This window comes from Paenibacillus sp. JJ-223 (genome assembly GCF_927798175.1).
Classification (GTDB): Bacteria; Bacillota; Bacilli; order Paenibacillales; family Paenibacillaceae; genus Paenibacillus; species Paenibacillus hubeiensis.
Map to the genome: position 1 here is coordinate 170238 of NZ_CAKMMP010000005.1, position 24688 is coordinate 194925.

At 53.0% G+C, this 24688-nt stretch carries 25 protein-coding genes and 6 tRNA genes; 14 read left to right on the plus strand and 17 right to left on the minus strand.

What is annotated here, in order from left to right:
* Nucleotides 1-158: 158 nt before the first annotated feature.
* Nucleotides 159-241: transfer RNA gene (locus L6H98_RS11185), tRNA-Leu, on the minus strand.
* A gap of 389 nt (nt 242-630) precedes the next feature.
* Here L6H98_RS11185 and L6H98_RS11190 point away from each other — a divergent pair.
* The 3 genes from L6H98_RS11190 to L6H98_RS11200 all read left to right on the plus strand — a co-directional run bounded on the left by L6H98_RS11190 (nt 631) and on the right by L6H98_RS11200 (nt 2518).
* Nucleotides 631-1332 carry an urease accessory UreF family protein gene (locus tag L6H98_RS11190; protein WP_236415105.1) on the plus strand — a complete coding sequence of 234 codons (702 nt, stop codon included), beginning with the start codon at nt 631-633 and terminating at the stop codon, nt 1330-1332.
* 263 nt (nt 1333-1595) lie between these two features.
* Nucleotides 1596-1799: an XRE family transcriptional regulator gene (locus tag L6H98_RS11195; RefSeq protein WP_236415107.1), complete on the plus strand. Its 204-nt coding sequence runs from the start codon at nt 1596-1598 to the stop codon at nt 1797-1799.
* Between the two features lie 62 nt (nt 1800-1861).
* On the plus strand, nt 1862-2518 hold the full coding sequence (locus L6H98_RS11200) for a hypothetical protein (RefSeq protein ID WP_236415109.1): 657 nt from the start codon (nt 1862-1864) through the stop codon (nt 2516-2518).
* A 25-nt stretch (nt 2519-2543) separates the two neighbouring features.
* On the opposite strand, the gene urtE is transcribed toward L6H98_RS11200, so the two are convergent.
* The 5 genes from urtE to urtA all read right to left on the minus strand — a co-directional run bounded on the left by urtE (nt 2544) and on the right by urtA (nt 7404).
* Nucleotides 2544-3239, minus strand: coding sequence for an urea ABC transporter ATP-binding subunit UrtE (gene urtE, locus L6H98_RS11205; protein ID WP_236415110.1), 696 nt, complete (start codon nt 3237-3239; stop codon nt 2544-2546).
* Nucleotides 3217-4026 carry an urea ABC transporter ATP-binding protein UrtD gene (urtD, locus tag L6H98_RS11210; protein ID WP_236415112.1) on the minus strand — a complete coding sequence of 270 codons (810 nt, stop codon included), beginning with the start codon at nt 4024-4026 and terminating at the stop codon, nt 3217-3219. The genes urtE and urtD overlap by 23 nt, the downstream gene beginning before the upstream one ends.
* On the minus strand, nt 3989-5080 hold the full coding sequence (gene urtC / locus L6H98_RS11215) for an urea ABC transporter permease subunit UrtC (RefSeq protein WP_236415114.1): 1092 nt from the start codon (nt 5078-5080) through the stop codon (nt 3989-3991). The genes urtD and urtC overlap by 38 nt, the downstream gene beginning before the upstream one ends.
* Nucleotides 5081-5100: 20 nt before the next feature.
* On the minus strand, nt 5101-6006 hold the full coding sequence (urtB, locus tag L6H98_RS11220) for an urea ABC transporter permease subunit UrtB (RefSeq protein WP_236415116.1): 906 nt from the start codon (nt 6004-6006) through the stop codon (nt 5101-5103).
* A 147-nt stretch (nt 6007-6153) separates the two neighbouring features.
* Nucleotides 6154-7404 (minus strand): urea ABC transporter substrate-binding protein, encoded by a 1251-nt coding sequence (gene urtA / locus L6H98_RS11225; RefSeq protein WP_236415118.1) that lies wholly within the window; start codon nt 7402-7404, stop codon nt 6154-6156.
* Between the two features lie 257 nt (nt 7405-7661).
* Here urtA and L6H98_RS11230 point away from each other — a divergent pair, with 257 nt between their 5' ends.
* From L6H98_RS11230 to L6H98_RS11255, 6 genes are all read left to right on the plus strand, one after another.
* On the plus strand, nt 7662-7964 hold the full coding sequence (locus L6H98_RS11230; RefSeq protein ID WP_236415119.1) for an urease subunit gamma: 303 nt from the start codon (nt 7662-7664) through the stop codon (nt 7962-7964).
* A gap of 18 nt (nt 7965-7982) precedes the next feature.
* On the plus strand, nt 7983-8369 hold the full coding sequence (locus tag L6H98_RS11235) for an urease subunit beta (protein ID WP_236415121.1): 387 nt from the start codon (nt 7983-7985) through the stop codon (nt 8367-8369).
* A complete protein-coding gene (gene ureC, locus L6H98_RS11240; RefSeq protein WP_236415123.1) occupies nt 8366-10084 on the plus strand; it encodes an urease subunit alpha in 1719 nt (572 codons plus the stop codon). Before L6H98_RS11235 ends, ureC begins: the two co-directional genes overlap by 4 nt.
* Before the next feature lie 71 nt (nt 10085-10155).
* Nucleotides 10156-10851 (plus strand): urease accessory UreF family protein, encoded by a 696-nt coding sequence (locus tag L6H98_RS11245; RefSeq protein ID WP_236415124.1) that lies wholly within the window; start codon nt 10156-10158, stop codon nt 10849-10851.
* Between the two features lie 40 nt (nt 10852-10891).
* Nucleotides 10892-11614 (plus strand): urease accessory protein UreG, encoded by a 723-nt coding sequence (gene ureG, locus L6H98_RS11250; protein WP_236415125.1) that lies wholly within the window; start codon nt 10892-10894, stop codon nt 11612-11614.
* Entirely contained in the window at nt 11553-12488 is a 936-nt protein-coding gene (locus L6H98_RS11255) for an urease accessory protein UreD (RefSeq protein ID WP_236415126.1), read from the plus strand. The genes ureG and L6H98_RS11255 overlap by 62 nt, the downstream gene beginning before the upstream one ends.
* Nucleotides 12489-12593: 105 nt before the next feature.
* On the opposite strand, the gene L6H98_RS11260 is transcribed toward L6H98_RS11255, so the two are convergent.
* From L6H98_RS11260 to L6H98_RS11275, 4 genes are all read right to left on the minus strand, one after another.
* Entirely contained in the window at nt 12594-13010 is a 417-nt protein-coding gene (locus L6H98_RS11260; protein WP_236415127.1) for a helix-turn-helix transcriptional regulator, read from the minus strand.
* Between the two features lie 196 nt (nt 13011-13206).
* A tRNA-Leu gene (locus L6H98_RS11265) sits at nt 13207-13289 on the minus strand.
* Nucleotides 13290-13306: 17 nt separating this feature from the next.
* Nucleotides 13307-13382: transfer RNA gene (locus L6H98_RS11270), tRNA-Lys, on the minus strand.
* A 180-nt stretch (nt 13383-13562) separates the two neighbouring features.
* Nucleotides 13563-13634 (minus strand) — tRNA-Glu (locus tag L6H98_RS11275).
* Nucleotides 13635-13915: 281 nt separating this feature from the next.
* Between L6H98_RS11275 and L6H98_RS11280 the strand changes: the two genes are divergently transcribed.
* Nucleotides 13916-14692, plus strand: coding sequence for a DeoR/GlpR family DNA-binding transcription regulator (locus tag L6H98_RS11280; protein ID WP_236415128.1), 777 nt, complete (start codon nt 13916-13918; stop codon nt 14690-14692).
* A 2-nt stretch (nt 14693-14694) separates the two neighbouring features.
* Nucleotides 14695-15582 (plus strand): Cof-type HAD-IIB family hydrolase, encoded by an 888-nt coding sequence (locus L6H98_RS11285; RefSeq protein ID WP_236415129.1) that lies wholly within the window; start codon nt 14695-14697, stop codon nt 15580-15582.
* A 13-nt stretch (nt 15583-15595) separates the two neighbouring features.
* On the opposite strand, the gene L6H98_RS11290 is transcribed toward L6H98_RS11285, so the two are convergent.
* Entirely contained in the window at nt 15596-16267 is a 672-nt protein-coding gene (locus L6H98_RS11290) for an MgtC/SapB family protein (protein WP_236415130.1), read from the minus strand.
* 170 nt (nt 16268-16437) lie between these two features.
* Nucleotides 16438-17088, minus strand: a complete 651-nt coding sequence (locus L6H98_RS11295) for a flavin reductase family protein (RefSeq protein WP_236415393.1) — start codon at nt 17086-17088, stop codon at nt 16438-16440.
* Between the two features lie 156 nt (nt 17089-17244).
* Between L6H98_RS11295 and L6H98_RS11300 the strand changes: the two genes are divergently transcribed.
* Complete coding sequence (locus tag L6H98_RS11300) at nt 17245-17937, plus strand: metalloregulator ArsR/SmtB family transcription factor (protein ID WP_236415394.1); 693 nt, start codon at nt 17245-17247, stop codon at nt 17935-17937.
* 125 nt (nt 17938-18062) lie between these two features.
* On the opposite strand, the gene L6H98_RS11305 is transcribed toward L6H98_RS11300, so the two are convergent.
* From L6H98_RS11305 to L6H98_RS11315, 3 genes are all read right to left on the minus strand, one after another.
* Nucleotides 18063-18151 (minus strand) — tRNA-Ser (locus tag L6H98_RS11305).
* Between the two features lie 7 nt (nt 18152-18158).
* Nucleotides 18159-18234: transfer RNA gene (locus L6H98_RS11310), tRNA-Asn, on the minus strand.
* Between the two features lie 143 nt (nt 18235-18377).
* On the minus strand, nt 18378-18845 hold the full coding sequence (locus L6H98_RS11315; protein WP_236415132.1) for a SprT family protein: 468 nt from the start codon (nt 18843-18845) through the stop codon (nt 18378-18380).
* 117 nt (nt 18846-18962) lie between these two features.
* Here L6H98_RS11315 and L6H98_RS11320 point away from each other — a divergent pair, with 117 nt between their 5' ends.
* Both L6H98_RS11320 and cmpA read left to right on the plus strand, forming a co-directional pair.
* Nucleotides 18963-19319, plus strand: coding sequence for a hydrolase/acyltransferase (locus L6H98_RS11320; RefSeq protein WP_236415134.1), 357 nt, complete (start codon nt 18963-18965; stop codon nt 19317-19319).
* A gap of 267 nt (nt 19320-19586) precedes the next feature.
* Nucleotides 19587-19733, plus strand: coding sequence for a cortex morphogenetic protein CmpA (cmpA, locus tag L6H98_RS11325; RefSeq protein ID WP_236415136.1), 147 nt, complete (start codon nt 19587-19589; stop codon nt 19731-19733).
* Between the two features lie 124 nt (nt 19734-19857).
* On the opposite strand, the gene L6H98_RS11330 is transcribed toward cmpA, so the two are convergent.
* The gene (locus L6H98_RS11330; RefSeq protein ID WP_236415395.1) at nt 19858-22059 is read right to left on the minus strand and encodes a Tex family protein; all 2202 of its coding nucleotides are present in this window, start codon (nt 22057-22059) and stop codon (nt 19858-19860) included.
* A gap of 295 nt (nt 22060-22354) precedes the next feature.
* Nucleotides 22355-24544 (minus strand): alpha-galactosidase, encoded by a 2190-nt coding sequence (locus tag L6H98_RS11335; RefSeq protein WP_236415138.1) that lies wholly within the window; start codon nt 24542-24544, stop codon nt 22355-22357.
* Nucleotides 24545-24688: the final 144 nt, after the last annotated feature.

Here is a 24688-nt window from a genome sequence, read left to right on the forward strand (position 1 = left end):
TTTTCATAAGGTCATCCCCTTGAAGAACCGTGTTGCAGCCCGGAAAGGCTTTTCGAAAAATCGGTGATGCAGCACGGCTTTTTTATGCCTTTTTGCAGAAAACAAAAAAAGAAGCATTCCGATGATCGGAATGCTTCTTTTGTTCTACTTCATTATAATGCGGTCGAGAGGACTCGAACCTCCACGGGCGTACGCCCACTACCCCCTCAAGATAGCGTGTCTGCCATTCCACCACGACCGCATGTCGTATTAGCGGCAACAAAAATGATTATACAGGGTTTCAAAGGAAAAGTAAAGCTATTTTTAACATTAAATTTTGGTGCCGAATGTATCGTCATTTTCCAACACCATATTGCATAAGATGGTATCTGATTTGAACATTTCGCCATCATTTTATTTTCGGTTCTGAAGCAATTCCGAACAATTACATAACATAATATTAACACGGTAAGGATAACAAAATAACATATTTTATTTCACCAATCAAAAACACAGCTTACCATTGACAAAACGCAGACATTTGTGTAAATATATATATCATATAATTCGGATTTTTACCGATATAAGTGATTTAAAACCTGCAACAAAGTCATATTATATGACACAAAACGAACATAGGAGGCGAAAATGGTGAACCGAGGAAATAAGCTGCTCGATTATGTCAAACTGCTTGATTCCTCTATCCAGGTCGGAGGCTTCACCCATTTCTTCGGCATGGATACGCACATCCAGGATGGGAACATTCGCAATGCCGCTGATCTTGAATCGTTCATGCGTTGTCAGACGCACCCCAGCATCACCCGTCTTGAAGGGATGGCCATCAAAGGCATCTATAGTGCCGCCGACCAAAACGACACCTGGCGGCTGGCACTAATCGACAAACTCGTACATGTACAGCGCACCCCTGCCAACCAACGAGAGCAAGCGAGCTCCATGGGCAAAAGGCTGATCAAACTCGCACACGCCCTCCATCCATGGATTGATTTTTCTCCGCTTGAAGACACTTTAGCCAAATACGAATCCGTCGGCTGCCTCTCGACAGTCCACGCATGGGTCAATCACCACCTCGGCATTCCCGTCGAGGACGCTGTACAAGGTTATCTCCACTCAGCCATGAGCGCGTGCATAACCGAAGCCGCCAGAACTCTTGCCCTGGACGGCAATGCAAGCCAACAACTGTCTGCACGCCTGGCCGCAGACCTTGACCAGGAATGGGCACTGGTCAGCGCTTCCTCTACCGATGGACTTTCCCCTTCCGTCCCGACGTCCATCAAATCGCTTTTCCCCAGCTTCCACATGCTTGGAGCAGGCCTCCACGCTTTCAGGGCATAAACTCGCCTTCTTTTCTCCTCCAACTTCATCCACATGCCAAAAAAAGCACGCCGTCCCCAGCCGGCGTGCTTTTACCTTTCTTTCATAAAGACTAAAAAATACGCAAGTTCGTCATAAAACACTAAAAATAGAACTGTTTTACGTCTTTTTTAATTGTTACATGACGCAAATACGTATATAATTATCCATACAGCTCGCATTTACATCCATTCTACAACACAACAAGCCTGCTGAAAACTATGTTGAACTGAAGGTGAACCCTTTTGAACAAAAAGAAACCGGTGACGCCGTTTGGTTGGGCAATTAAACGAAGGCTGACCGAACTGCAAATGGATCAGAAAACATTTTGCGAAATACACGGTATCCCGCCATACCGCCTGTCCAATCTCATTCACGGAACGCGAAAAGCAACCCGATTCCGCCATCAGGTCGCAGACATTTTGCAAATTCCGGACGAGCTGCGCTGACCTTATCGACCTTTTTCTCCAATCAATGCCATTATCCTATATTACAAGGAGGGTCTTATCCCATGAGTTTTACCGTCACCGAACTGGAAAGATTGTCTTTCCAGTCCATGCGCCATCAGCTTGTCATCGTGGACCAGCATTGGAACATCCGAAGCTGCAACGAAGCGTGGCTTCAAGACCTCGGACAACACCGAAACGGACCCAAGCCGCATTCATCCGCCAACCGGAGGCATCCCGAGAAGCTCCCGCACTACCTTCAATGGTTAAGGTCTTCGGCCCCTCAGGAAGAATCGATACGCATAACGGCCATCATTCGGCATTTGCAGCACATTCGCCAGGCTGCGGAAAGCAGCATCGCTTACGAGATCCCCGTACATCGGGACGCAAAGAAGAGGTGGTTTCGCATGGAACTCACCCCTCTCATTCAGACATCTGTTTCACGCTGCCTCGATCTCTCCCTGATCGCACACACAGACATCACTGAACATAAACAGACGGAATTGCAATTGAAGCAAGCCTTGGCGGAAGTACGTACACTGCGGGGGATGTTGCCCATCTGTGCCGTTTGCAAGCAAATCAAGGATGACCAGGACCATTGGAACTCCATTGAGAGTTATTTGGAGAAGCACACCCACGCCGAATTCACCCACGACATTTGCCCCGACTGCATCCGGCGGCTATATCCGGAGTACATGAACAGACTCAACAGACTCTCCTGACACCCGGGATTCCCCAACCCTCAGCCTATACCGACAGATGGTGCTCGAATTGGGACATATCCAGCTCGTTCGGAGAACCCTGCAGCGCAATCATGCCTTTGTCCATGACGTAAATATAATCCGCGGCGCCTCGGACAAAGTCGATGCTCTGTTCGACCAACAACACGGATATGTCACCTTTCTCCCTGATCCCCAGTATAGCCTGGCGGATATCTTCCACAATGGAAGGCTGAATGCCTTCGGTCGGTTCATCCAACAGCAGCAAGCCCGGCCTGGATGCCAACGCTCTGGCGAATGCCAATTGCTGCTGCTGGCCTCCACTCAGGTCGCCGCCCTGGCGGCCATACATCGTTTCCAGCACAGGAAACATGGCCAGTACATCTTCCGGGAACTCCTTCCTTCTGCCAGGGGCCGATTCAAGCCCCAGCAGCAAATTCTCCCTAACGGTCAATTGCGGAAAAATGTCGCGCCCCTGAGGCACATAGCCGATGCCAGCCTTCGCCCTTTTCGCAGAATCCAAAGAGGTCACGTCCCTCCCTTGCCAAAGGATATTGCCCTTCCGCGTTTTGAGCAAGCCCATCAACGTTTTCATCAGCGTGGTTTTGCCCACCCCGTTCCGCCCCATGAGACACACGACCTGTCCGGGTCGAACCTCAAGATTCACCCCTCGCAATACATTCGACTCGCCATAGCCGGATTCAATGCGTTGCAGAGACAGCATGCTCATCCCTCCTTTTGCCCAGGTAGACTTCAGCCACGATCGGGTCTGCCTGCACCTCCTCCATCGTACCTTCCTTGAGCAGCTTGCCTTCATGCATGACCGTCACCTTCGCCGCATAATTCCGCACAAACTCCATGTCATGCTCGACCACGACCACTGAACGCTCGCGTGCAATCCCCCTCAGAAGTTGACCCGTTTTATCCGTTTCTTCATCCGTCATGCCGGCAACAGGCTCATCCAACAACAACACCCGAGGCTCCTGCAGCAATAACATGCCAATTTCCAGCCATTGCTTTTCTCCGTGGGACAGCGCTCCGGCACGGGCATGGACACGATCCTGCAGCCCTACCTGCAAGATGACTCGTTCCATCGCCGGTTTCATCTTCCCATGGCGCCGAATCCCCAAAGCCTGTAACGGTGAACGACGCACTTCAGCCGCCAGCGCCAGATTTTCCTGAACCGTCAACCCCGCGAAAACGGACGGTGCTTGGAATTTGCGTCCGACGCCTTTGCGGACGATCTGATGTTCTTTCAACCGCGTCAATTCCGTACCGTCATGCATGGTGACACCTCCGGAAACCGGCTTGGTTTTGCCACAGATGACATCAAGCATCGTCGTTTTGCCCGCCCCGTTCGGTCCGATCAAGAAATGCAAATCCTGCTCATGCAGCTTCAAATTCATGCCGTTAACCGCCACGAAACCTCCAAACGCAACGGTGACATCTTTGGCTTCCAGCACGGCTGCCGGTTCAATAGACTTCCGGCTTTTCCTGACTGACAGGGACATGAGCAACCTCTCCTCTCCGCTTCATCATTCGGGCCAGGCGGCGATATACGCCCACCAACCCATTCGGCATGAACAGAACAACAGTGACGAATAATCCACCGAGAACAAATAACCAACCTTCCGGATAAGCCTCGCTGATCCCGGTTTTGGCCGCATTCAGCACCACTGCCCCGATAACAGCTCCGATCAGCGTCCCCCGTCCGCCAAGAGCTACCCATAGCACCATTTCAATGGAAGGAACAATGCCCATCATGGAAGGCGAGATAATGCCTACCTGAAGCACAAACAGCATTCCGGCGATGCCAGCCAGCGCCCCTGACAACACAAAGGATAATGTCTTGTAACCCGCGGGATCATATCCCAAAAAACGCACCCGGTTCTCTCCGTCCCTCGCCGCCTCCAGCACTTGGCCAAAACGGCTGTTGACCACGCGCCTGCAAAGCACGTAGGCCAGCACCAGCACCGCAAGTGTGACATAATACAACACGATCGTCGTTCCTGGCGAGTGCAGCACGAACCCAAAGATCGAGTAAAATCCGGTAATGCCGTTCGTGCCTCCCGTCCACTCCTGTTTGCCCACAAAAAGAGTAACCGTGATCAATACCAACGCTTGAGTAAGAATCGTAAAATAGACACCCGAAATCCGGTTGCGAAACGTGAACCAGCCGAGCACAAAGGCAAGCAAGGCCGGGAGCAAAATCCCTAGCGCAACCGCCGCCGGAAATGACCGGAACGGTTCCCAAAACCAAGGCAGCTCGCGCAGCCCGCTCCACCCCATGAAGTCAGGCAGCGACGTGCCGCTCGCCTGAAGTTTAAGGTGCATGGCCATCGCGTATCCGCCAAGCCCGAAAAACACCCCATGCCCCAGACTTAACACTCCGCCATATCCCCAGATCAGGTCAAGCCCTATGGCCAAAATGGCGAGCGCCAGAAACTTAGCCAGCAGGCTAAGCCGAAATTCGGTTGAAATGAGCGGTGCAAGACACATCAGGAGCAATGCGACTGCCCAGACGATCTTCATTTTCGCGTTGCCTGACTTGAGAAGTACCTGCATAAGTTAACCCCCTTTTCGCATCAATCCAAGCTCCGGGTTCTCACTGCAACAAAGCCGCGTGGTTTCCATTGAAGGAAAGCAACAATACATGCAAAGACAAGCACTTTGCCGATCGAAGCCGAAGTATACGTCTCGAACAGCGTATTGAACACCCCGATCCCCAGCGCGCCGAGTACGGTGCCGACCAATTTGCCCACGCCACCCAACACGACGACCATAAAAGCATCGACGATGTAATAGGTGCCCAGCGAAGGTCCGATCGGACCGATCAGCGTCAATGCGCAGCCTGCAACGCCCGCAATTCCAGAGCCTATGGCGAACGTCAATCCATCCACGCGTCTGGTCGATATGCCCAGGCAGCCCGCCATGCTTCGATTTTGCATCACCGCTCTCATGCGCCGCCCCGACGAAGTGTGGTAAATATAAAGATACATACAGAGCAACACAACGATCACCAACGCAATGATAAACAGCCGTTTGTACGGAAATACGATACCTTCCGAGACAACCCACCCGCCATTCAGCCAGGATGGGCTTGACACCCCGACATTAGGCGCTCCAAAAATCGTTCGGGCAAGCTGCTGCAGCATCATGCCCACGCCCCAGGTCGCCAGCAAACTATCCAGAGGCCGCCCGTACAAGTGGCGAATCAGCACCGCTTCAAGCAGCCAGCCGACGAAGGCGGCAGCGCCGAACGCCAAAGGCAGTGCCACGATAAAGTACGCCTCGAACCACCCTGCAGGGGCATAGGACACAAACAAATTTTGCGTCACGTACGTGGCGTAGGCACCAATCATGATCAATTCGCCATGCGCCATGTTAATGACGTTCATGAGCCCGAATGTAACCGCCAGCCCGAGCGCAATCAACAGCAGGATCGAACTCACGCTCAGGCCGTTGAACAGTTGCAAAATAAACATATCCATGCTTCTCACTCCCCATGCGATAAGGCTTTCCATAATGGCTGTGAACCGCTCTTGAATAACGCGACACCGCTTTAATTTGATGCGGAATAAGGGTGTATTTATCACCCTCATCCACACTAAAGAAGGCAATAATCAGTTACTCTAATGTTATTGGCTGCTGAGCGAAGCTCCCCATTCATACGTTTTCAGGTAAGGATCCGGTTTGACAGGATCGCCTGAATTCCACAGTTCCTTGAACTGTCCATCTTCCTGCACTTCTCCGATGCGCACCGTTTTGTAAATATGCTGATTCTCGCCATCCACCGTCACTTTCCCTTCCGGTGCATCGAATTCCAACCCTTTGGCAGCTTCTCTGACTTTCTCCACATCCGTACTTCCGGCTTTTTCAACGGCGGCTTTCCACAAATAAACGGCAACGTAACCCGCTTCGATCGGATCGGCGGTGACCCGGTCCTGTCCGTACTTCTCTTTGTATTTTTGCACAAACGCTGCATTTTCCGGCGTATCGGTCGTTTGATAATAGTTCCATGACGCCAAGTGACCTTTCAGCACATCCGCGCCGATGCCGCGAATTTCCTCTTCAGCCACGCTCACGGACAACGTTGTCATCTTGTCGGCCGTCATTCCGGCATCTTTCCATTGTTTGAAGAACGCCACATTGCTATCGCCATTCAGCGTGTTATATACAATGTCAGGTTGTGCCGCTTTGATTTTGCTAATGATGGTGCTGTAGTCGGTGTGCCCCAGCGGCGTGTACTCCTCACCCACTACTTCACCGCCTTCGGCTTCAAGCTGGGCTTTAATGATTTGATTGGCCGTTTTCGGGAATACGTAATCCGAGCCTAACAGATAAAACTTCTTGCCCCGGTTCTCAAGCAGCCACGTAACCGAAGGAACGATCTGCTGATTGGTTGTGGCCCCCGTATAAAAGATGTTAGGGGAAGATTCCAAACCTTCGTATTGCACGGGATAAAACAGCAAGCCGTTGTTCTGTTCAAATACCGGAAGCATAGCCTTGCGACTGGCGGAAGTCCACCCTCCGAACACGGCAGCCACCTTATCCTGCTGCAGCAGCTTTCCGGCTTTCTCCGCAAACGTCGGCCAATCCGAAGCGCCATCTTCCACGACCGGCTCGATCTGCTTTCCAAGCACGCCGCCTGCCGCATTGATTTCTTCGATGGCCAGCATCTCGGCATCCTTCACCGACACCTCGCTGATCGCCATCGTTCCGCTTAAAGAATGAAGAATGCCTACTTTGATCGTATCCTCCGCGGATACCGCTTCGCCTGTTCCGGAGGTCGCTGCCGACTGTTGAGGTTTTCCCCCTTCTACACATCCCGTCAAAGCAATGACCATCCCTAGCAACATGCCCCACCATTTGAACGAACTCTTTTTCAATAGCCTGCACTCCCTTTTTTGGTCTATTAACGAACATTACGGACTCACAGCTCTAAAATGTTCGTTGCTCCAAATTATGGTTGCTCCGACTTCGTATGTCAATAAATCTAACATAATTTTATTTCAACCGTTCCGTTTCATGCATATTTCTAAGATTTCCAGAAGGTTATTGACAAAAAACACCACCTGTGTGAGTATATTTAACACGATATCATTTCGTTCACATCAGAAATAATCAAGGGAAAGGTCGGATTGCCTTGCACTGGACAGAACAGGAAAAAGAAAAACTCCTGATAACCGTAGCTGCCAACCTCGCCCGCGAACGCAAAACCCGCGGCTTGAAGCTGAACGTGCCGGAAGCCATTGCACTGCTCACTTCCGAGCTGATGGAACGCGCTCGGGACGGGATGAGCGTAGCCGAGTTGATGCGGTATGGCGGAACGATCCTGACTCGCGAGGATTGCATGGAAGGCGTGCCCGACATGGTTCCCGAGGTACAGGTCGAAGCCACGTTCCCCGACGGAACCAAGCTGGTTACCGTGCATGAACCCATACGTTGAGAAAGGCAGGAGAATGCCATGATTCCTGGTGAATACCGATTGAGGCAGGACGACATCGTGTGTCATCCCGACCGCCCGACGCTCCAACTTATCGTATTGAACCGTGGCGACCGGCCCGTTCAAGTGGGCTCGCATGTACACTTCTATGAAGTGAATGCCTCCCTGGACTTCGACCGCGCAACAGCCTTCGGGCATCGGCTTCACATTCCGGCGGGTACGGCGGTCCGGTTTGAACCCGGAGAAGAAAAACCCGTCGAACTCACTACCTTTGGCGGCACACGGCATATTCACGGCTTTAACGGGTTGACCGAAGGCTACTTGGCGTGTCCCCCCGATCCCGGGAAGCTCAACGCTTTCCTGCAAACCTTTGCCGACCCTGCGAACAACGGAGGCGATCCCTCTTGAAAAAAATGAGCCGGGAACAATACGCCTCCATGTTCGGCCCCACAACAGGGGATGCCATCCGTCTGGCGGATACGGAGCTTTGGGCCGAGATTGAACACGATTACGCCGTTTATGGCGACGAGAGCAAATTCGGCGGCGGCAAAGTGATCCGCGACGGCATGGGGCAGTCCGCCTCGGCACTGCGCACTGACGGCACGCCGGATACCGTCATTACCAACGCCGTCATTATCGACCATTGGGGCATCGTCAAGGCCGATATCGGCATTCGGGACGGCCTGATTTGCGCCATCGGCAAATCCGGCAATCCAGATACGATGGACGGCGTCCATCCATCCCTGATGATCGGGGCCTCCACGGAAATCATTGCCGGAGAAGGCCTCATCGTGACGGCAGGAGGCATCGATACCCATATCCATTTCATCTGCCCCCAGCAAATCCAAACCGCCCTCTCTTCCGGAGTAACCACGATGATCGGCGGCGGGACGGGGCCAGCAACCGGCACAAAAGCGACAACGTGCACGCCTGGAGCATGGCATATTCATCGCATGCTCGAATCCGCAGAAGCTTTTCCGATGAATATCGGCTTTCTGGGCAAAGGAAACAGCTCCAGCATCGCACCGCTCGTTGAACAGATCGAAGCCGGGGTCATCGGGCTCAAGCTGCATGAGGACTGGGGAACGACGCCAAGCGCCATCGACGCCTGCCTTACGGCCGCAGACAAGCACGACGTGCAAGTCGCTATCCATACGGATACGTTGAACGAGACCGGTTTCCTGGAAAACACGCTGGCAGCCATCAAAGGCAGAACCATTCATACCTACCACACAGAAGGCGCCGGCGGCGGGCACGCACCGGATATCATCCGGGCAGCGGGAGAGTCTTATGTTATCCCCTCTTCAACCAATCCAACACGTCCCTACACACGCAATACGGTAGAGGAACACCTCGACATGCTGATGGTCTGCCACCATCTGGACCCGTCGATTCCGGAAGACGTTGCTTTCGCGGACTCGCGGATTCGTCCGGAAACGATCGCTGCAGAGGATATTCTGCATGACCTCGGCGTGTTCAGCATCATCAGTTCGGACTCCCAAGCCATGGGACGTGTCGGAGAAGTCATTATTCGCACCTGGCAAACCGCCGACAAAATGAAGAAACAACGCGGCAAGCTGGAATTATCCGCAGGCTCGCCTTCCGACAACGACCGAATCAAAAGGTACGTGGCCAAATATACGATCAACCCGGCCATTGCCCACGGCATCAGCCACCTTGTCGGTTCCGTCGAAGCCGGAAAACTGGCCGATCTCACCCTTTGGAGCCCTGCCTATTTCGGAGTCAAACCGGAAATGGTCATTAAGGGCGGCATGATCGCTTTTGCCCAAATGGGCGACCCGAACGCTTCCATCCCGACACCGCAGCCCGTATTCGGGCGGCCGATGTTCGGTTCCTACGGCGGCGCTCTGGCCAAAGGCTCGATCACGTTCGTTTCCCAAGCAGCAGCAGAGGCCGGCATCAAAGAAGCCCTAGGATTAAACAAACGCGTGGAAGCGGTCAAAGGCTGCCGCTCGGTCAGCAAAAAGGACATGATCCACAACGATGTGACCCCGGTCATCGAAGTGGACCCCGAAACCTATGAGGTACGGGCCGACGGGGTGCTGCTGACATGCGAACCGGCGGAAGAACTGCCCATGGCACAGCGATATTTCATGTTCTGATTCTCACGCGCATACACGGAGGTTGGCGGGATCAATAGATGAAACGTTACTTTCGGGGAGGGCATCGACTTATGATGCATCACGGCACCAAACTGTTGCGTTATGTGCAACTGCTGGATTCCGCATTGCCCATCGGCGGTTTTTCCCACTCGTTCGGCCTGGAAGCATACACGCACGACGGCACCATTCAAACGACGGCCCAGCTGGAACAATTCATTCGCAGCCAGCTGCATTCCAGCCTCGTCAGGTTTGACGGACTTGCCATCAAAGGCGTATATCAGGCGATCGATCTGGAGGATTCCGGCTTGCTCGCCCTGATCGACAAACAAGTTCACGCCCAACGCGCACCGCGCGAGATACGAGAAAGCGGGCATAAAATGGGCAAACGCTTGTTGAAGCTGGCGCGATCCTTATACCCGTGGATGGACTTTTCCCTGATCGACGAAGCGGTGCGGGACCATGGCGCCTATTGCGGAATCACAACGATTCACGGGTACATTAACCATCGATTGGAAATCGGGTTGGACGAGGCAGTGACGGGGCATTTGTACACCAGTGTCAACGCATACGTTAACAGCGCCTTGCGCCTCCTGCCGATCGGCCAGACCGAAGCGCAGACGCTCATTCACAAGCTGTTGAACGACATTGAATCCGAATGGAGCAAGCTCCGGCACGAGGCTCCCGAGCAGATGCACAGCTTCGGCATCGCCCAGGAAATTTACGCCATGCAGCATGAAACACTGCCTGCCCGTCTGTTCATGTCCTGAAATCTTTTATCCATATCCATTATCCAAGGAGGAGTCAGTTATGTGTGGAGGAGCAAATCATACGCACCATCCGGAGTGGGAGCGCAAAGCTTTTGATCGCAGCCGTCCCATGCGAATCGGAATCGGAGGTCCTGTAGGATCGGGCAAAACCGCGCTTGTGGAAAAACTGTCCAAGGCGCTTCGCACCCGTTACAGCATCGCCGTCATCACGAACGACATCTACACGAAGGAAGATGCGGAAATTTTGCTGCGTCAGAACGCTTTGGCACCCGAGCGCATTATCGGCGTCGAAACAGGCGGCTGCCCGCATACCGCGATCCGCGAAGATGCTTCCATGAATTTCGAGGCGGTGGATGAACTGATCGAACGTTTTCCCGACCTGCAGTTGATTTTCATCGAGAGCGGCGGAGATAACCTGTCGGCTGCATTCAGTCCGGAACTGGCCGACGTATTCATTTACATCATCGATGTGGCGCAAGGGGAAAAACTGCCTCGCAAAGGCGGTCCGGGCATTACCCGTTCCGATCTGCTATTGATCAACAAAACAGACCTCGCTCCTTACGTCGGCGCCAGTCTCGAAGTGATGAAAGAGGATACCGAACGCGTCCGTGAAGGCCGCCCTTATGTCATGTCCAATCTGATGAGCGGCGAAGGCGTATCCGAGATCGTGCATTGGCTCGAACACCAATACATGGATGACGATGCTGCCGCTGCGCATCTGCATTCGCACAGCCATGACCACGGTTCGGCACACACTCATTGATCCCGTTCCGGAGATGCAGGCAACCGGGCCCGAACCAGCGCAGCCGATAACAGGCGCCATCACGCGCCGCAGCGAGCTCCGGGCCGGCTTTGCTCTTCAGGGCGGGAGAACGGTCATGATCGACCGCTATTACAGCGCCCCGCTCCGGTTCAGCCGCTCCTTCCGCCCTCACGGAGGCGGAAACGGGTTATGCGTGTATACATCGGATGTCTCGCCTGGCGTTTTGAACGGGGACGTATACCATTCGGAATGGCATCTCGGGGAAGGTACCCACGTCATGTTAAGCAGCACGTCCGCAACCCGATTGCACCCCACGCCTTCATTGCCATCCTCCGTGAAGCATCATTTCACGCTGGAACAAGGGGCCGTTCTGGAATACTTTCCGGAAGGCGTCATTCCGTTCAAAGGCAGTTCTTCCACACTTACCACCAGGTTCGATCTGCGAGAAAACGCCGTTCTGGCGTATGCGGATATTTGGGCTGCCGGGCGCGTTCATCGCGGGGAACTGTTCCAATTCCAACGTTACGACAGCTTGACCGATATCCGGTTGGGCAAGCAGATCGTCGTCTGGGACCGATTCGGCCTCGCCCCGGAGCGGGACGATCCAACCGAGTCCGCCGCATTGATGCATTACACCCATACGGCCGCATTGTGGATGATCGCTCCCGGACTCGGCTCTGCTGAATTAGAACTGGTTAGGCAGAGATTGCCGCACGGAAGCCGCATCCTGGTCGGTGCGAGCATGCTTGCCGGCGGAATCGGCGTCCGCATGCTTGGCATGGCCGCCTGGGAATTGCAGGAGCAATGCCTGCTTCTCTGGAATGCGGTTCGCCCGGTGCTGCTCGGCAGCGAAATGCCTCCTTTCCGCAAATAACTCGGATGATAGGATGCGACAGGCAGATACGCATCCGGGCATGAACAGCGAAAAAACCTCTGAACAGCATCAACGTCGTGTTGACCTGTTCAGAGGTTTTATGATTCAGATCGATTCATCTTCCGTTCGATCCTCTTTCTTTTCAAGGAAGCCATCCCCGGAATGACGACCTTCTTTGGCCTTGCGATACCGGGTAAATTCAATATATTCGCTGATGAAAGACTGTTCTTCAGTCGATAATTCGTTGTCCTGGCAATCCAGTTGCCGCAATACGTCAAAAAAATAATCCTCCCGCTTCTCCCGCACCATCGCTTCCTTCGACGGCCGTCCGATCATAAGCCAATCCAGGCTCACATCGAAAAACGACGCGATCTCGATCAACTTGTTCGTACTCGGAATAGACTTGCCGCGCTTCCAATCCCCCAGATTGCCCGTGCTGATCTTCAGCTGCTGACAGAACGCCTTCTTGGTCATTCCCCTTTCGGCAATCAGTTGTTCAATTCGTTCATAGATCGACTGCATACAAGACCGCCTTCCAACCTTAGTAATCATGAATCCCTCTGTTCTGCTTTCCATCATCTCATGGGCCACACATTAAACAATATTATACCACAATCTGCCTGATCACTCAGCCCACCCCTAAGCATGTTGTACAAAAATAAAAAAGACAGGTTTTCATGTATAAACATGAAAACCTGTCTTCGTTAATACTTATGTATGCGGTCGAGAGGACTCGAACCTCCACGGGCGTACGCCCACTACCCCCTCAAGATAGCGTGTCTGCCATTCCACCACGACCGCATATTCAAATGTAAAACTGGTGAGCCATGAAGGACTCGAACCTTCGACACCCTGATTAAAAGTCAGGTGCTCTACCAACTGAGCTAATGGCTCTTGCTGTAAAACTTCACCGAATGCGCCATATCACTTATGGAAAAGCAATGACCTTTTGTGAAGCAATGACCCGTAGGGGATACTCTCACTTCGTTCGAGACTGCGAAGTCTGTGCTAACGAGGCTTATCCTCCGACGAACCTTTGGGGTTCTCACCCCTTGTGTTGCAATGGAATTGCAATGACCCGTAGGGGATTCGAACCCCTGTTACCTCCGTGAAAGGGAGGTGTCTTAACCCCTTGACCAACGGGCCTTGTTAAACTCTGTCGTTCTTGGCGACAAGATAGAGTATATCATAGAATTTCAGAGGTGTGCAACACTTTTTTTGAAAAATAAATTTTAATGAAATAAAACAAACATATTCGCTCTACTTCAATCCACATTAGTGTTATCCGCAACCACTTAATATGTAAAAACCTTATTAAAAAACCTTACAATCACTTATAATAGCTTATAACATTGCAAATATCATTACGAAAACTTATAATTGAGCTATCATATAAATTAGTCATCCCCATTAAGGAGGCATCTTGTTTGTTTCAAGAAGAACGCCTGCAGCTCATTATCGAGCATCTTCGCAAGCATAGCCGAATTTCCGCGGACGAGATCGTAACCCTGTTCGACGTATCCCGAGATACGGCCCGCAGGGATCTGATCAAGCTTGAAGAGCAGGAGGCCATCATCCGCACGCGCGGCGGCGCAATTCTTCCCTCGCCTCCACTCGAATTCAAATCTTACAAGGAACGCCTGCTCCATGTTTCCGAGGATAAACGCGCCATCGGCAAACTCGCGGCAGCGCTTGTGCGCGAAGGCGAAATTATCATTCTGGATTCTTCAACCACGGTTCAGGCCTGTGCGGAGAATCTGAACGGCAAATCCTGCACGGTCATCACCAACTCCATGCACTCGGCCGATCTGCTCTCCAACCATGCCGCAGTGGATATCCGCCTGCTCGGCGGCAAGATCAACAAGGACCAACGCTATGTTTATGGCGCCTCCGTGATCGAAACGTTATCCCGCTATTATGTAGATAAAGCTTTCATCGGCATTGGCGGCCTTACCATGCAGGGCTTCAGCGCCTCTGAAGAAGAAGGCAAAATCAAATACCAGATGATGCAGGCAGCCAAACAGGTGATCGTGCTTGCCGATCATTCGAAATTTGACAGGCAATACGGATACCGCTTTGCCGACTGGTCCCTCGTGGACGTGCTGATCACGAATCAATGGCCTTCCGCAGACTGGCTGGCTTTCCTCGAAGAACAACAAGTCGAGATTCTCATTCCTGAACCCATCAAAGAAAAGGAGCTGTAAGTATGATCAAATTGTTTGCAACCGACCTGGACGGAACGTTATTGAACCGCAATAGCCAGGTGAGTCCCGAAAATGCGGCTGCGATTCAGCGCGCCAAGCAAGAAGGGCTTGAAGTTACGATTGCTACCGGCCGCGTCTATTCCGACGTGATCAACATTAGCCGTGATGGCGGCATCAAAACCCCTGTCATCGGATCCAACGGCGCCACCATCCATGACGAGAACGGCGAGCGCATTTTCCATCTTCCGCTGGACCGCGAAACGGCAGCATCGGTCATGAAATGGCTGGAGGAGAACGAAATTTATTACGAAGCCTCTACCCAACAGGGCATCTACGCCCCTTCCAACCACCATGCGCAAATCATGGCCGACATGGAACGCCTGCTCGACACGACTCCTGACGAAAACCTTAAACATATGATTTCCGGCATTAAAAAACACTATGCCAAAAAGGACCATTTCCGCGTCAATTCTCATCAGGACATTCCGGCTGAGGCTTTCATTTATAACATCATGGCCTTCTCGCTTGACCCGCTTCAATTGAAAAAAGGACGCGAGCACTTCGCCTCCCGATCGGACGTAGCCATGGTTGTGTCGGCCGAACACAACTTCGAAATGCAGCATCCCGACGTTTCCAAAGGAAATGCCTTGGCAAAGCTCGCCGAGCACTTCGGCGTTTCCATGAGCGACACGGCAGCCATCGGCGACAACTTCAACGATGTGTCCATGATCGAAATGGCCGGGCTTGGCATTGCCATGGGCAATGCCGTGGCCGAAGTTCAGGATCTGGCCGATGCCATAACGTTAACCAACGTGGAAAACGGCGTTGCGCATGCAATTCACTGCGTGCTTGACGGCAAAACGATTTCCCGTCCCGAAACCGTCATTTAACCTTTAACCCCGGCTATTTCAGCTCGATGGAACGCACATGCGGCACATCGGAAAGCAATGCAAGCAGCCGTTCTCCCTGATAAGGACCCGGCAGTTTAACGACAAACTCAAGCGTAGTCTCTCCAAGGAGACCTGCGCTTGTTTCTTTTTCTGCCCGGAAACCCGTCACCGCAATCCCCTCTTGCCCCAGCAGGGACAAGACGCTCTGGAGCGCAGCCCCTTCCTGATCCAAACGGATCGTCAACGTTTCCGACCTGGCGGATACGAGCCAGCGCGCTTGCCGATGGAGCAGCATTTGCGCAATGATGATGAGCAGCGTCACTCCGGCACCCGTCCAATATAATCCCGCGCCCATGGCCAGACCCATGCCAGCCGTTGCCCAAATGCCTGCGGCCGTGGTGAGTCCACGCACCGTTTGGCGCTGCGTAAAAATCATGCCGGCGCCGATGAATCCGACCCCGCTTACCACTTGTGCCGCAATCCGGGAAGGATCCAGCGACAGGTTGGTCCAGCCGGATTGATCCTGGAATCCGTATTTGGATACAACCATCATCAGCGCTGCACCTACAGCAACGACAAAATGCGTGCGGATCCCCGCTTCTTTCATCCGATTTTTCCGTTCATATCCAATGAACACACCGCACAGACCGGCGAGGACCACGCGCATCAAATATTCCCATTCCATCGCCATCCATCCTTTCGTATCATCTCGAAACAACGCCAACAAGGCGGACATCCCATCTCAAGTATGTATATGCTTACATTCATTATCCTTTACTAATTACCCCATTTTCAAAATACTTAAAAGACGAGGACCTTCGTCGGCCCCCGCCCTCTCTTCTTTCTTACGTCCGATCACTTCCTCGCCCTAAAGCTCTCTCCATGCTTCTCCCCGAGTCCGTAGTAGTGCCGAAAATTATAAATAAGCGGATCCCATCTTTCCGGATCAATATGGTCCTGAGCAGAGATGATCCCCGGATGGGCATGTACCATTAGCGCCTTAGCTTCAACAATCGCCATAAACGGCGTATGTTGGGGTATGCGAATATGCTGCACCGAGGCTTCGATTTGGAGCGCGCATTCGGCGATCCGATCAGGACGAACTTCTGCCGAACGCTGTGACGTAAACCCCGCAGCCTCGAACTTGTCCGAGCAGAATCGATATCCCATTTCCGCTTTTTCCTCAGGAACCGGACTTTTGCCTGTATACTTTCCCAAAAGCTCAACCTGTCTCCATAAGGTGGCATCCGGCAAATTAATAACACATTCCTTATGCCTGCTCAAGTTATCGAAAGCCTGCCCTTGAACGCCTAACCCAAGCACGACGCAATCTCCCAGAGCCCATGACGACGATAACGGGGATATGTTGGTTGACCCGTCCTCATTCAGCGTGCTGAGCAGCAGCACGGGTGTGCCATAATATAAAATATTCGGGCGGATCACTTCATGAAGCTCCACCGATTTTTCATGAAAAGTCCTGGTTTCACAGCTGTTGTTATGCTCCATATGATCCTTCAGATAGCGATGTCCCATGTATCCTTCCTCCATTCCATCCTTCAAAAACGACTTCTTTCATAGCGACGACATGCATCCGACCTTCGGGGCAGATTTTTCGTGCCTGATTGCATTGTAATACGGCAATTGTTCAGTTATCATCGAAGTATGAATGCATACCCTAATATTTCAGCGATTGCATCATTAATCGCGGACCCCAGTCGTGCCGTATTTATGGAAGCCTTGCTGGACGGGAGAGCATTGCCTGCCGGCGAACTCGCTTATATGGCGGGGGTGACTCCCCAAACCGCAAGCAACCACCTGGCCAAATTGGTAGAAGGCGGATTACTCGTTGTGGAACGTCAGGGCAGGCATCGGTATTATCGCCTGGCCAGTCATGACATTGCCTTTTTGATCGAAACGATGGCAAGCATCGCTCCCCCTGTCTCCGTACGTTCCCTCAAACAATCCGATCAGCTGCAACAGCTGAGTTCCGCCCGCACCTGTTACAATCATCTGGCCGGAAAGTTGGGTATCGCCCTCTGCGACGCCTTGTTGCAGAAAGGCTATATCGAGGACGATGGCCAGAACAAGGATTATCACATTCCAACGAAAGGATATGAATGGTTTGAGTCGTTCGGAATCGACCTTTCGCATCGATCCGGAACGCGCAGAGCAATCGCACGCAAGTGCCTGGATTGGAGCGAACGCAGGTTCCATATCTCCGGCCTGCTCGGTGATCAACTGGAACGGCGACTGGCGGAGCTTGGATGGACGCGCCGCAAAACAGGCAGCCGTGCCGTCGAAGTGACGGAAGAAGGTAAACAAGGCTTGTCAAACATGCTCGGAATCGTATTGTGAATCAAAAATAAGAAACTAAAAAATCCTCTTCACTGGAATCGTTAACCGATTCACGTGAAGAGGATTCATATTTTGCTCCGACGAACCTTTAGGGTTCTCATCCCTGGCAATGAAGATTATTCATACGGAGAGAGAGGGATTCGAACCCTCGCACCGCTTACGCAGTCTAACCCCTTAGCAGAGGGTCCCCTTATAGCCACTTGGGTATCTCTCCAAAGAAATGGCTCCCCGAACAGGACTCGAACCTGTGACAACTCGATTAACAGTCGAGTGCTCTACCAACTGAGCTATCAGGGAATATTTTTAGTGGATAAAAATAATTTAACATGATTGGCTTGCCAAGTCAATAACGTTGACACTGTTTTAAACATTTTTTTGCAGCATTTTTCTCTTATGAGACAACTTCCGCTTCTTCTTGTGTCCGTATACGCGCTCTGCAATCATGACGACATGTCGCGCAGCTCCAACTTTCCCGTGCAGCGTCCGCAGCGATAACGCTTCGGGTCCATTTTGCGTTTACGCAAGTATTCGGTGCCACAGCTTTTGCAAACCAGTTTATAGCGATAAGGCAGCGTCTTTCTCCCCATCCCGTCCGGCAGGGACTGGCAGAACCGGGAACCTCCCACTTTTTGCAGCAATGCCTTGAACTCCGGATCCCGATGACGATAACCACGCCCCCGGATATGCAAATGGTAGTGACACAGCTCATGCTTGATAATTTTTTCGACCTCTTCCCGTCCGTGCACTTCAAGCTGACGAGGATTGATCTCGATCCGGTGGCTTTTCAGCATGTATCGTCCGCCCGTCGTCGACAAACGAGGATTGAATAGCGCCTCATGCGTAAACGGGACTCCAAAGTGCTCCAGAGACACCTGCTCGATCCATTGCTGCAATTCGTCATTCTCCACTGATTTCCTCTCCTTTGGTGCAGGCCAATCTTTTTGTTTGCAAGCATACCCTTGAATTGTAACCGTTTCGTGGGCTACACTGTCAAGTAGAATGTATGAGGGGAGCTACGACTCGTTATGCCGAAAATGCGTTACGTCATTTTGCAACAGGCAGGGCACCTGCAATTTGTGGAGATGCCGGCCGATTATGCCTATCAATTGAGTGCGCTCAATCTGCGCCTGCACAAGGAAATCGACAAACTCACGGCTGCAGATGTACCCGAACTGCCTCGGGCCGTTGCGGAATGCGACAATCTTGATTTGCTGAGCGAGCAATGGGTGATCGTTTCCGGGATGGATTACATCAACGCGCTGGAGCAGAGTTTTGCCAGTCTGAAAGAGAACCATTACCCGTTGATTGCGCTTCTCACCGAAATTCGTGCGCTGCAAGCTCAATTGGAGCAATGGTACGAGGAAGAAGCCGAAGCGCTCTGATCGACTCGTATACACCCATAGGCAGAATACCCAACCTGAAAGTGCATTTTCCCCAACCGGAGGATGCGCTTTTTTGCGCTGTATGGCCCAACGTCGCTCATCTTGTATGCATGAACTCCAAGAAAAGCTTTCACCTGAACCGAGCAGCTATGAGGAGCTATGCTGGCATTGAATTTTCCAACGTTCATGCCCGGGTTATTCCGCACGGGTCAGGCTATAGCCACATATGCTAACGTACAGATGAAAACGCAAGAGGAGGAGATACCCTTGCCCCAATGGCTTTGCAATCAACTGATGCGGGCATTCCACAAAAAGGATAGCCGCCAGATCAAACTCCTGAACGAATGCTGGTTCTTTTATCGGAACAAACCGAGCAATAGCAGCGTATCTCGCAGCGCAGACAGTGAAATGTGACGAGCCCTTCACGGGCGCAGCCCGCTTTTTCGTTCGGACCGGTCGCGGAACACAACGAAGCCCATACATGACAAAAACAGCCTCCCCGGAAAGGGAAGGCTGTTCTCTGTGCGTGGTGTGCCGATCATGAGGACTGCTGAGCCGAAGCCGGCTTTTTCATGGTCAGCCCAACGCGGCCTTTTTTGACATCCACGTGAAGTACCCACACCGTCACATTATCGCCTACGGATACGACATCCATCGGATGTTTGACGTACCCGTTGCTAAGCTGCGAAATGTGGACAAGCCCATCGCTCTTAATGCCGATGTCTACGAAGGCGCCAAAATCGATCACGTTGCGCACCGTACCTTGCAGTTCCATGCCTGGAACCAGATCTTCGATTTTCAGGACGTCCGTGCGGAAAATCGGCAGCGGCATCTCTTCGCGCGGATCGCGGCCCGGACGCTGCAGGCTGTCCAAAATGTCGCGCAGCGTAGGCACGCCAACGCCCAGCTTGGCAGCCAATTGCTCCGGATTTTGCCGGGAGAGCAATTCCGACAATTCTTTGCTGCCCAGCTTGTCCAGACCGATGTTCAGCTCGGCGAACAACTGGTCGACCACCTTGTAGGACTCAGGATGAATCGGGGTGCGGTCCAGCGGATTGTCTCCTTCGCCGATGCGCATGAAGCCGACGCACTGCTCATACGTTTTCGCGCCCAGACGCGGCACTTTCTGCAGCTGGCGGCGGTTCGAGAAGCGCCCGTTCTCTTCACGGAACTTCACGATGTTTTTCGCGATGGTCGCATTCACGCCAGCCACGTAGGACAACAGCGAAGGCGAAGCCGTATTGACGTCGACCCCGACATGGTTGACCGCCGATTCGACGACAGCTTTCAAGCTCTCCTCCAGCACTTTCTGGGAAACATCATGCTGATACTGTCCGACGCCGATCGCTTTGGGATCGATTTTGACCAGTTCAGCCAGCGGATCCTGTACCCGGCGAGCGATGGAGGCCGCGCTCCGTTCGGCCACGTCCAGATCCGGGAACTCCTCCTGGGCGAGTTTGGAAGCGGAGTATACGCTCGCTCCAGCCTCGTTGACGATCAGGTATACCAGGTTGTCGTCCCCGTTCTCTTGAATGATCTCGGCAACGAACTGTTCCGTTTCGCGCGATGCCGTACCATTGCCAATGACGATCAGACCGATGTCGTACTGTTTAATGATGCGATGGAAGACTTCCGCAGCTTCGCGTTTTTTGTTGTTCGGCGGCGTCGGGTACGTGACGGCAACCTCAAGCAGTTTGCCCGTATCGTCCACAACGGCCAGCTTGCAGCCGGTCCGGTATGCCGGGTCCACGCCCAGCACGCTTTTGCCGTGGATCGGCGGTTGCAGCAGCAGGTTGCGCAGGTTGGCCGAGAAGACGGAAATCGCCTGGGCCTCGCCCTTCTCCGTCAGCTCTGCCCGGACTTCGCGTTCGATTGAAGGAGCAATCAGCCGTTTGTAGGCATCTTCGATGACGGCGCGCAAAATATCCTGCACGGCGGAAGCGCCTTTAATGATCTGGCCTTCCATGTGACGATGGGCCGACTCCGGCTGGACTTCAAGCCCGACCTTGAGAATGCCTTCGCGCTCTCCGCGGTTAATGGCCAGAATCCGGTGCGGCGGCATTTTTTTGGCCAGCTCGCGATAGCTGTAGTAGTTCTCGTACACGGATTCCTGTTCCGCATCTTTCGCTTCGGAAGTCAACATGCCATGATCAAGCGTATATCTGCGAATCCAGGCGCGAATTGCTGCATCGTCGGCCACGTTCTCGGCAAGGATATCCTTGGCTCCCTGGAGTGCGGCATCCGCGTCGTCCACCCCAAGCTCGGCATTCACGTAACGTGCGGCTTCCTCCGCCACGTTCCCTTGTTTCGGTTGAGCCCAGATCCAGGCCGCGAGCGGCTCCAAACCTTTCTCCTTCGCCACGCTGGCACGTGTCTTGCGTTTCTGGCGATAAGGGCGGTACAGGTCTTCCACTTCCTGCAATTTGACCGCCTTCGTGATGGACGTTTTCAATTCCTCGGTCAGTTTGCCCTGTTCTTCGATGATGCGGATGACTTCGACTTTTCGGTCTTCGAGGTTGCGCAGGTATACGATGCGTTCTTCAATCTGCCGCAGCTGGTTTTCGTCGAGCTCGCCCGTCATTTCTTTGCGGTAACGGGCAATAAACGGAATCGTATTCCCCTCATCCAGCAGCTCCGTGGTTGTACGGATCTGTTTGAGCGATAACGACAGTTCCTTCGCAACTTGTTTTACAATACGTTCATGGCGTTCAGCCTTTATTTTCTCTTCATTCATTTCCATAACCGTTTCCTGTTCAGACAAATCCAATCCCTCTTTCCTTCCTGAATCGTACAGATCAGGCTATGTTCGGGGCAGCCGCGCTGCTGTAATCCCATATGTAACCTGCCACTTGAACAGGTTTCCCTTTTTTATATTATCACAAAATTCCGTGCAGATTTCCAGCAATCGTGCGCATAGCAAGTTCTTACAGCTCAGAACCAACCCCAATCCCTTTCCCGGCGACCGCAAAGAAGGGCCGAAACACATCTTCCAATGCATTTCGGCCCTGTTAGGATCGGATGGTTTAATTTAAGCCTCAAACACGTTCGAAGCGGAACATTTCGCTCAGGTAATCTCCTTTGGCTGCACCAACCGCAATGCCGCCATACATCAGCGCATCTCCGGTGAACGTTTCGGACCCGCCTTTCAAGCGATAATCCGCTTCCGGATCAAGCCCTTTCAGTTTCAGGCGCTGCAGCGGCGCATTCGGCTCGGACAGCACGCGGAAGTAAAAGACGACAACCTCGCTTCCGTCCGGCGACGTGAACATCCAGGCCGTTTCGTTGCCTTCGAACGGGCTGAGGAGACGACGGAACGTACCGAACTGGATCGTTCCGCGAATTTCCTTGTACAACTCGACCTGTGCCTTCACGATTTCATTCTCTTCTTCGGTGAAGCGAGTCAGGTCGAGTTCGTATCCGAAGTTGCCGGACATGGCTACATGCCCGCGGATTTCCAGGGAAGTGATCCGGTTCACCTGGTGATTCGGAACAGCAGAAATATGGGATCCCATCGAGCTTACCGGATATACGAGGCTCGTTCCGTACTGGATGCGCAAACGCGAGATGGCATCCGTGTTGTCGCTGGTCCATGTTTGCGGCATGTAATACAACATGCCCGGATCGAAACGGCCGCCGCCGCCCGAACAGCTTTCGAACAAAATGTGCGGGAACGAAGACGTGACGCGTTCCATAACGTCGTACAATCCAAGCATGTAGCGGTGAGCCGTCTCGCGCTGGCGATCCGGTGGCAGCAATGCGGAACCCACTTCGGTCATGTTGCGGTTCATATCCCATTTCACGTAGGAAATCGGGGCAGAGCCCAGAACGTCGCTGAGCATGCGAACAATTTCGTCACGCACGTCCTGGCGGGAGAAATCCAGCACGAGCTGCTGTCGGCCTTCGGTGCGGCGACGGTCAGGAACATGCAGGCACCAATCCGGATGGGCCTTATACAGCTCACTGTCCGGCGATACCATTTCCGGTTCGAACCAGAGCCCGAACTGCATGTCCAATCCGGTTACCCTGTTGGCCAGATCCTCCAGGCCGGCGGGCAGCTTGCTTTTATCGACGAACCAGTCACCCAGCGAGGAATTGTCGCTGTCGCGATGGCCGAACCAACCGTCATCCAAGACGAACAACTCAATGCCGAGCTTCTTGCCCGCTTGGGCGATCTGCTCAATCTTGTCCGCATTGAAAGCGAAATAAGTCGCTTCCCAGTTGTTGACGAGCACCGGGCGCTCCGCATTGCGGAACCGGCCGCGCGCCAGTCGTTCGCGATAAAGCTCATGAAAGGACTGAGACATGCCGTCCAAACCGGTATCCGAATATACCATCACCGTTTCCGGCGTCTGGAACGCTTCCCCGGAGTCCAGCTTCCAGCTGAAATCGAACGGGTTGATGCCCATGGACAGGCGGGTGGTTTTGAACTGATCCACTTCAGCCTGCGCCGTGAAGCTTCCGCTGTAGACAAGGCTGAAGCCGTACACCTCGCCATGATCCTCGTCGGTGCCCGGCGTCAGCAGCGCCAAGAACGGGTTCTGCTGATGGCCGCTCGCACCGCGGCGGCTCTCCACGCCTTGCATGCCGGAAGCCAGCGCTCTGCGCACCACGTCGCGCTCGCGCGTCCACGCACCGGATAGGTGAAGCAGTTCGTATCGGTCATGCGGAAAGTCAACGGACATGCTGAGCGCGCGCACGAGGTTTACCGCGGTAGCGCTGTCATTAATGACCCGCATGGAACGCGTAATCGCGTTGAACTTGTCGAATGCCGTGTAAGAAAGCTCGATGCGCACGCCTGCCACGCGATCTTCCAGCTCGATCACAAGCGTATCGGCTTCATCGGCCGATTCCACGTAAGTGGCCGGCAAGCCTTCCAGCACGGGTTTGCCTTGCTCCAATCGATGACCGACATAAGTAAACTCGGTAATCATCGATCCGTTGGCCAGCTGCAGCTGCACGGACGGGTGGCGGAAATCGCTCGTTCCATATACCGGCAGTTCCTGCGCCAATGTATCGAATGAAATGGTGCGATCTTCCGGCACGGGGTTAGGGCTGAACGATGCCCGTTCCGTGCGAACGTGAAGCCAGCCCAGATCGGTGTCTCGCAATTTTTTGCCGTAATACAGATGCACTAAATGCCCCGAAGGCATGACCTGAAATACGTAGCTTGCCTTGCGGGTCTGCAGATGAAACTGAAGCTTGTCCGGATTGATCAAAATGCTCATATGCTTCCTCCACTCTGTATATCTTTCTCGTAAACGGTTTCTCCGGTACCATTATAGCGAAAACCCTTTAATTGTTCTACGCTTTCACAACGCTTGATGAAGCTGGACATGCAAAGAGCGCACAGCCCCCTCTAGGACGGCCGT

What these genes read in the sequence shown, in the direction of transcription:
- L6H98_RS11200 (WP_236415109.1), top strand. Translation starts at nt 1,862, where the DNA reads ATGAGTTTTACCGTCACCGAACTGGAAAGATTGTCTTTCCAGTCCATG.
- urtE (WP_236415110.1), bottom strand. Translation starts at nt 3,239, where the DNA reads ATGCTGTCTCTGCAACGCATTGAATCCGGCTATGGCGAGTCGAATGTA.
- urtD (WP_236415112.1), bottom strand. Translation starts at nt 4,026, where the DNA reads ATGTCCCTGTCAGTCAGGAAAAGCCGGAAGTCTATTGAACCGGCAGCC.
- urtC (WP_236415114.1), bottom strand. Translation starts at nt 5,080, where the DNA reads ATGCAGGTACTTCTCAAGTCAGGCAACGCGAAAATGAAGATCGTCTGG.
- urtB (WP_236415116.1), bottom strand. Translation starts at nt 6,006, where the DNA reads ATGGATATGTTTATTTTGCAACTGTTCAACGGCCTGAGCGTGAGTTCG.
- L6H98_RS11235 (WP_236415121.1), top strand. Translation starts at nt 7,983, where the DNA reads ATGATTCCTGGTGAATACCGATTGAGGCAGGACGACATCGTGTGTCAT.
- L6H98_RS11245 (WP_236415124.1), top strand. Translation starts at nt 10,156, where the DNA reads ATGATGCATCACGGCACCAAACTGTTGCGTTATGTGCAACTGCTGGAT.
- ureG (WP_236415125.1), top strand. Translation starts at nt 10,892, where the DNA reads ATGTGTGGAGGAGCAAATCATACGCACCATCCGGAGTGGGAGCGCAAA.
- L6H98_RS11255 (WP_236415126.1), top strand. Translation starts at nt 11,553, where the DNA reads ATGCTGCCGCTGCGCATCTGCATTCGCACAGCCATGACCACGGTTCGG.
- L6H98_RS11260 (WP_236415127.1), bottom strand. Translation starts at nt 13,010, where the DNA reads ATGCAGTCGATCTATGAACGAATTGAACAACTGATTGCCGAAAGGGGA.
- L6H98_RS11285 (WP_236415129.1), top strand. Translation starts at nt 14,695, where the DNA reads ATGATCAAATTGTTTGCAACCGACCTGGACGGAACGTTATTGAACCGC.
- L6H98_RS11290 (WP_236415130.1), bottom strand. Translation starts at nt 16,267, where the DNA reads ATGGAATGGGAATATTTGATGCGCGTGGTCCTCGCCGGTCTGTGCGGT.
- L6H98_RS11295 (WP_236415393.1), bottom strand. Translation starts at nt 17,088, where the DNA reads ATGGAGCATAACAACAGCTGTGAAACCAGGACTTTTCATGAAAAATCG.
- L6H98_RS11300 (WP_236415394.1), top strand. Translation starts at nt 17,245, where the DNA reads ATGAATGCATACCCTAATATTTCAGCGATTGCATCATTAATCGCGGAC.
- L6H98_RS11320 (WP_236415134.1), top strand. Translation starts at nt 18,963, where the DNA reads ATGCCGAAAATGCGTTACGTCATTTTGCAACAGGCAGGGCACCTGCAA.
- L6H98_RS11330 (WP_236415395.1), bottom strand. Translation starts at nt 22,059, where the DNA reads ATGGAAATGAATGAAGAGAAAATAAAGGCTGAACGCCATGAACGTATT.
- L6H98_RS11335 (WP_236415138.1), bottom strand. Translation starts at nt 24,544, where the DNA reads ATGAGCATTTTGATCAATCCGGACAAGCTTCAGTTTCATCTGCAGACC.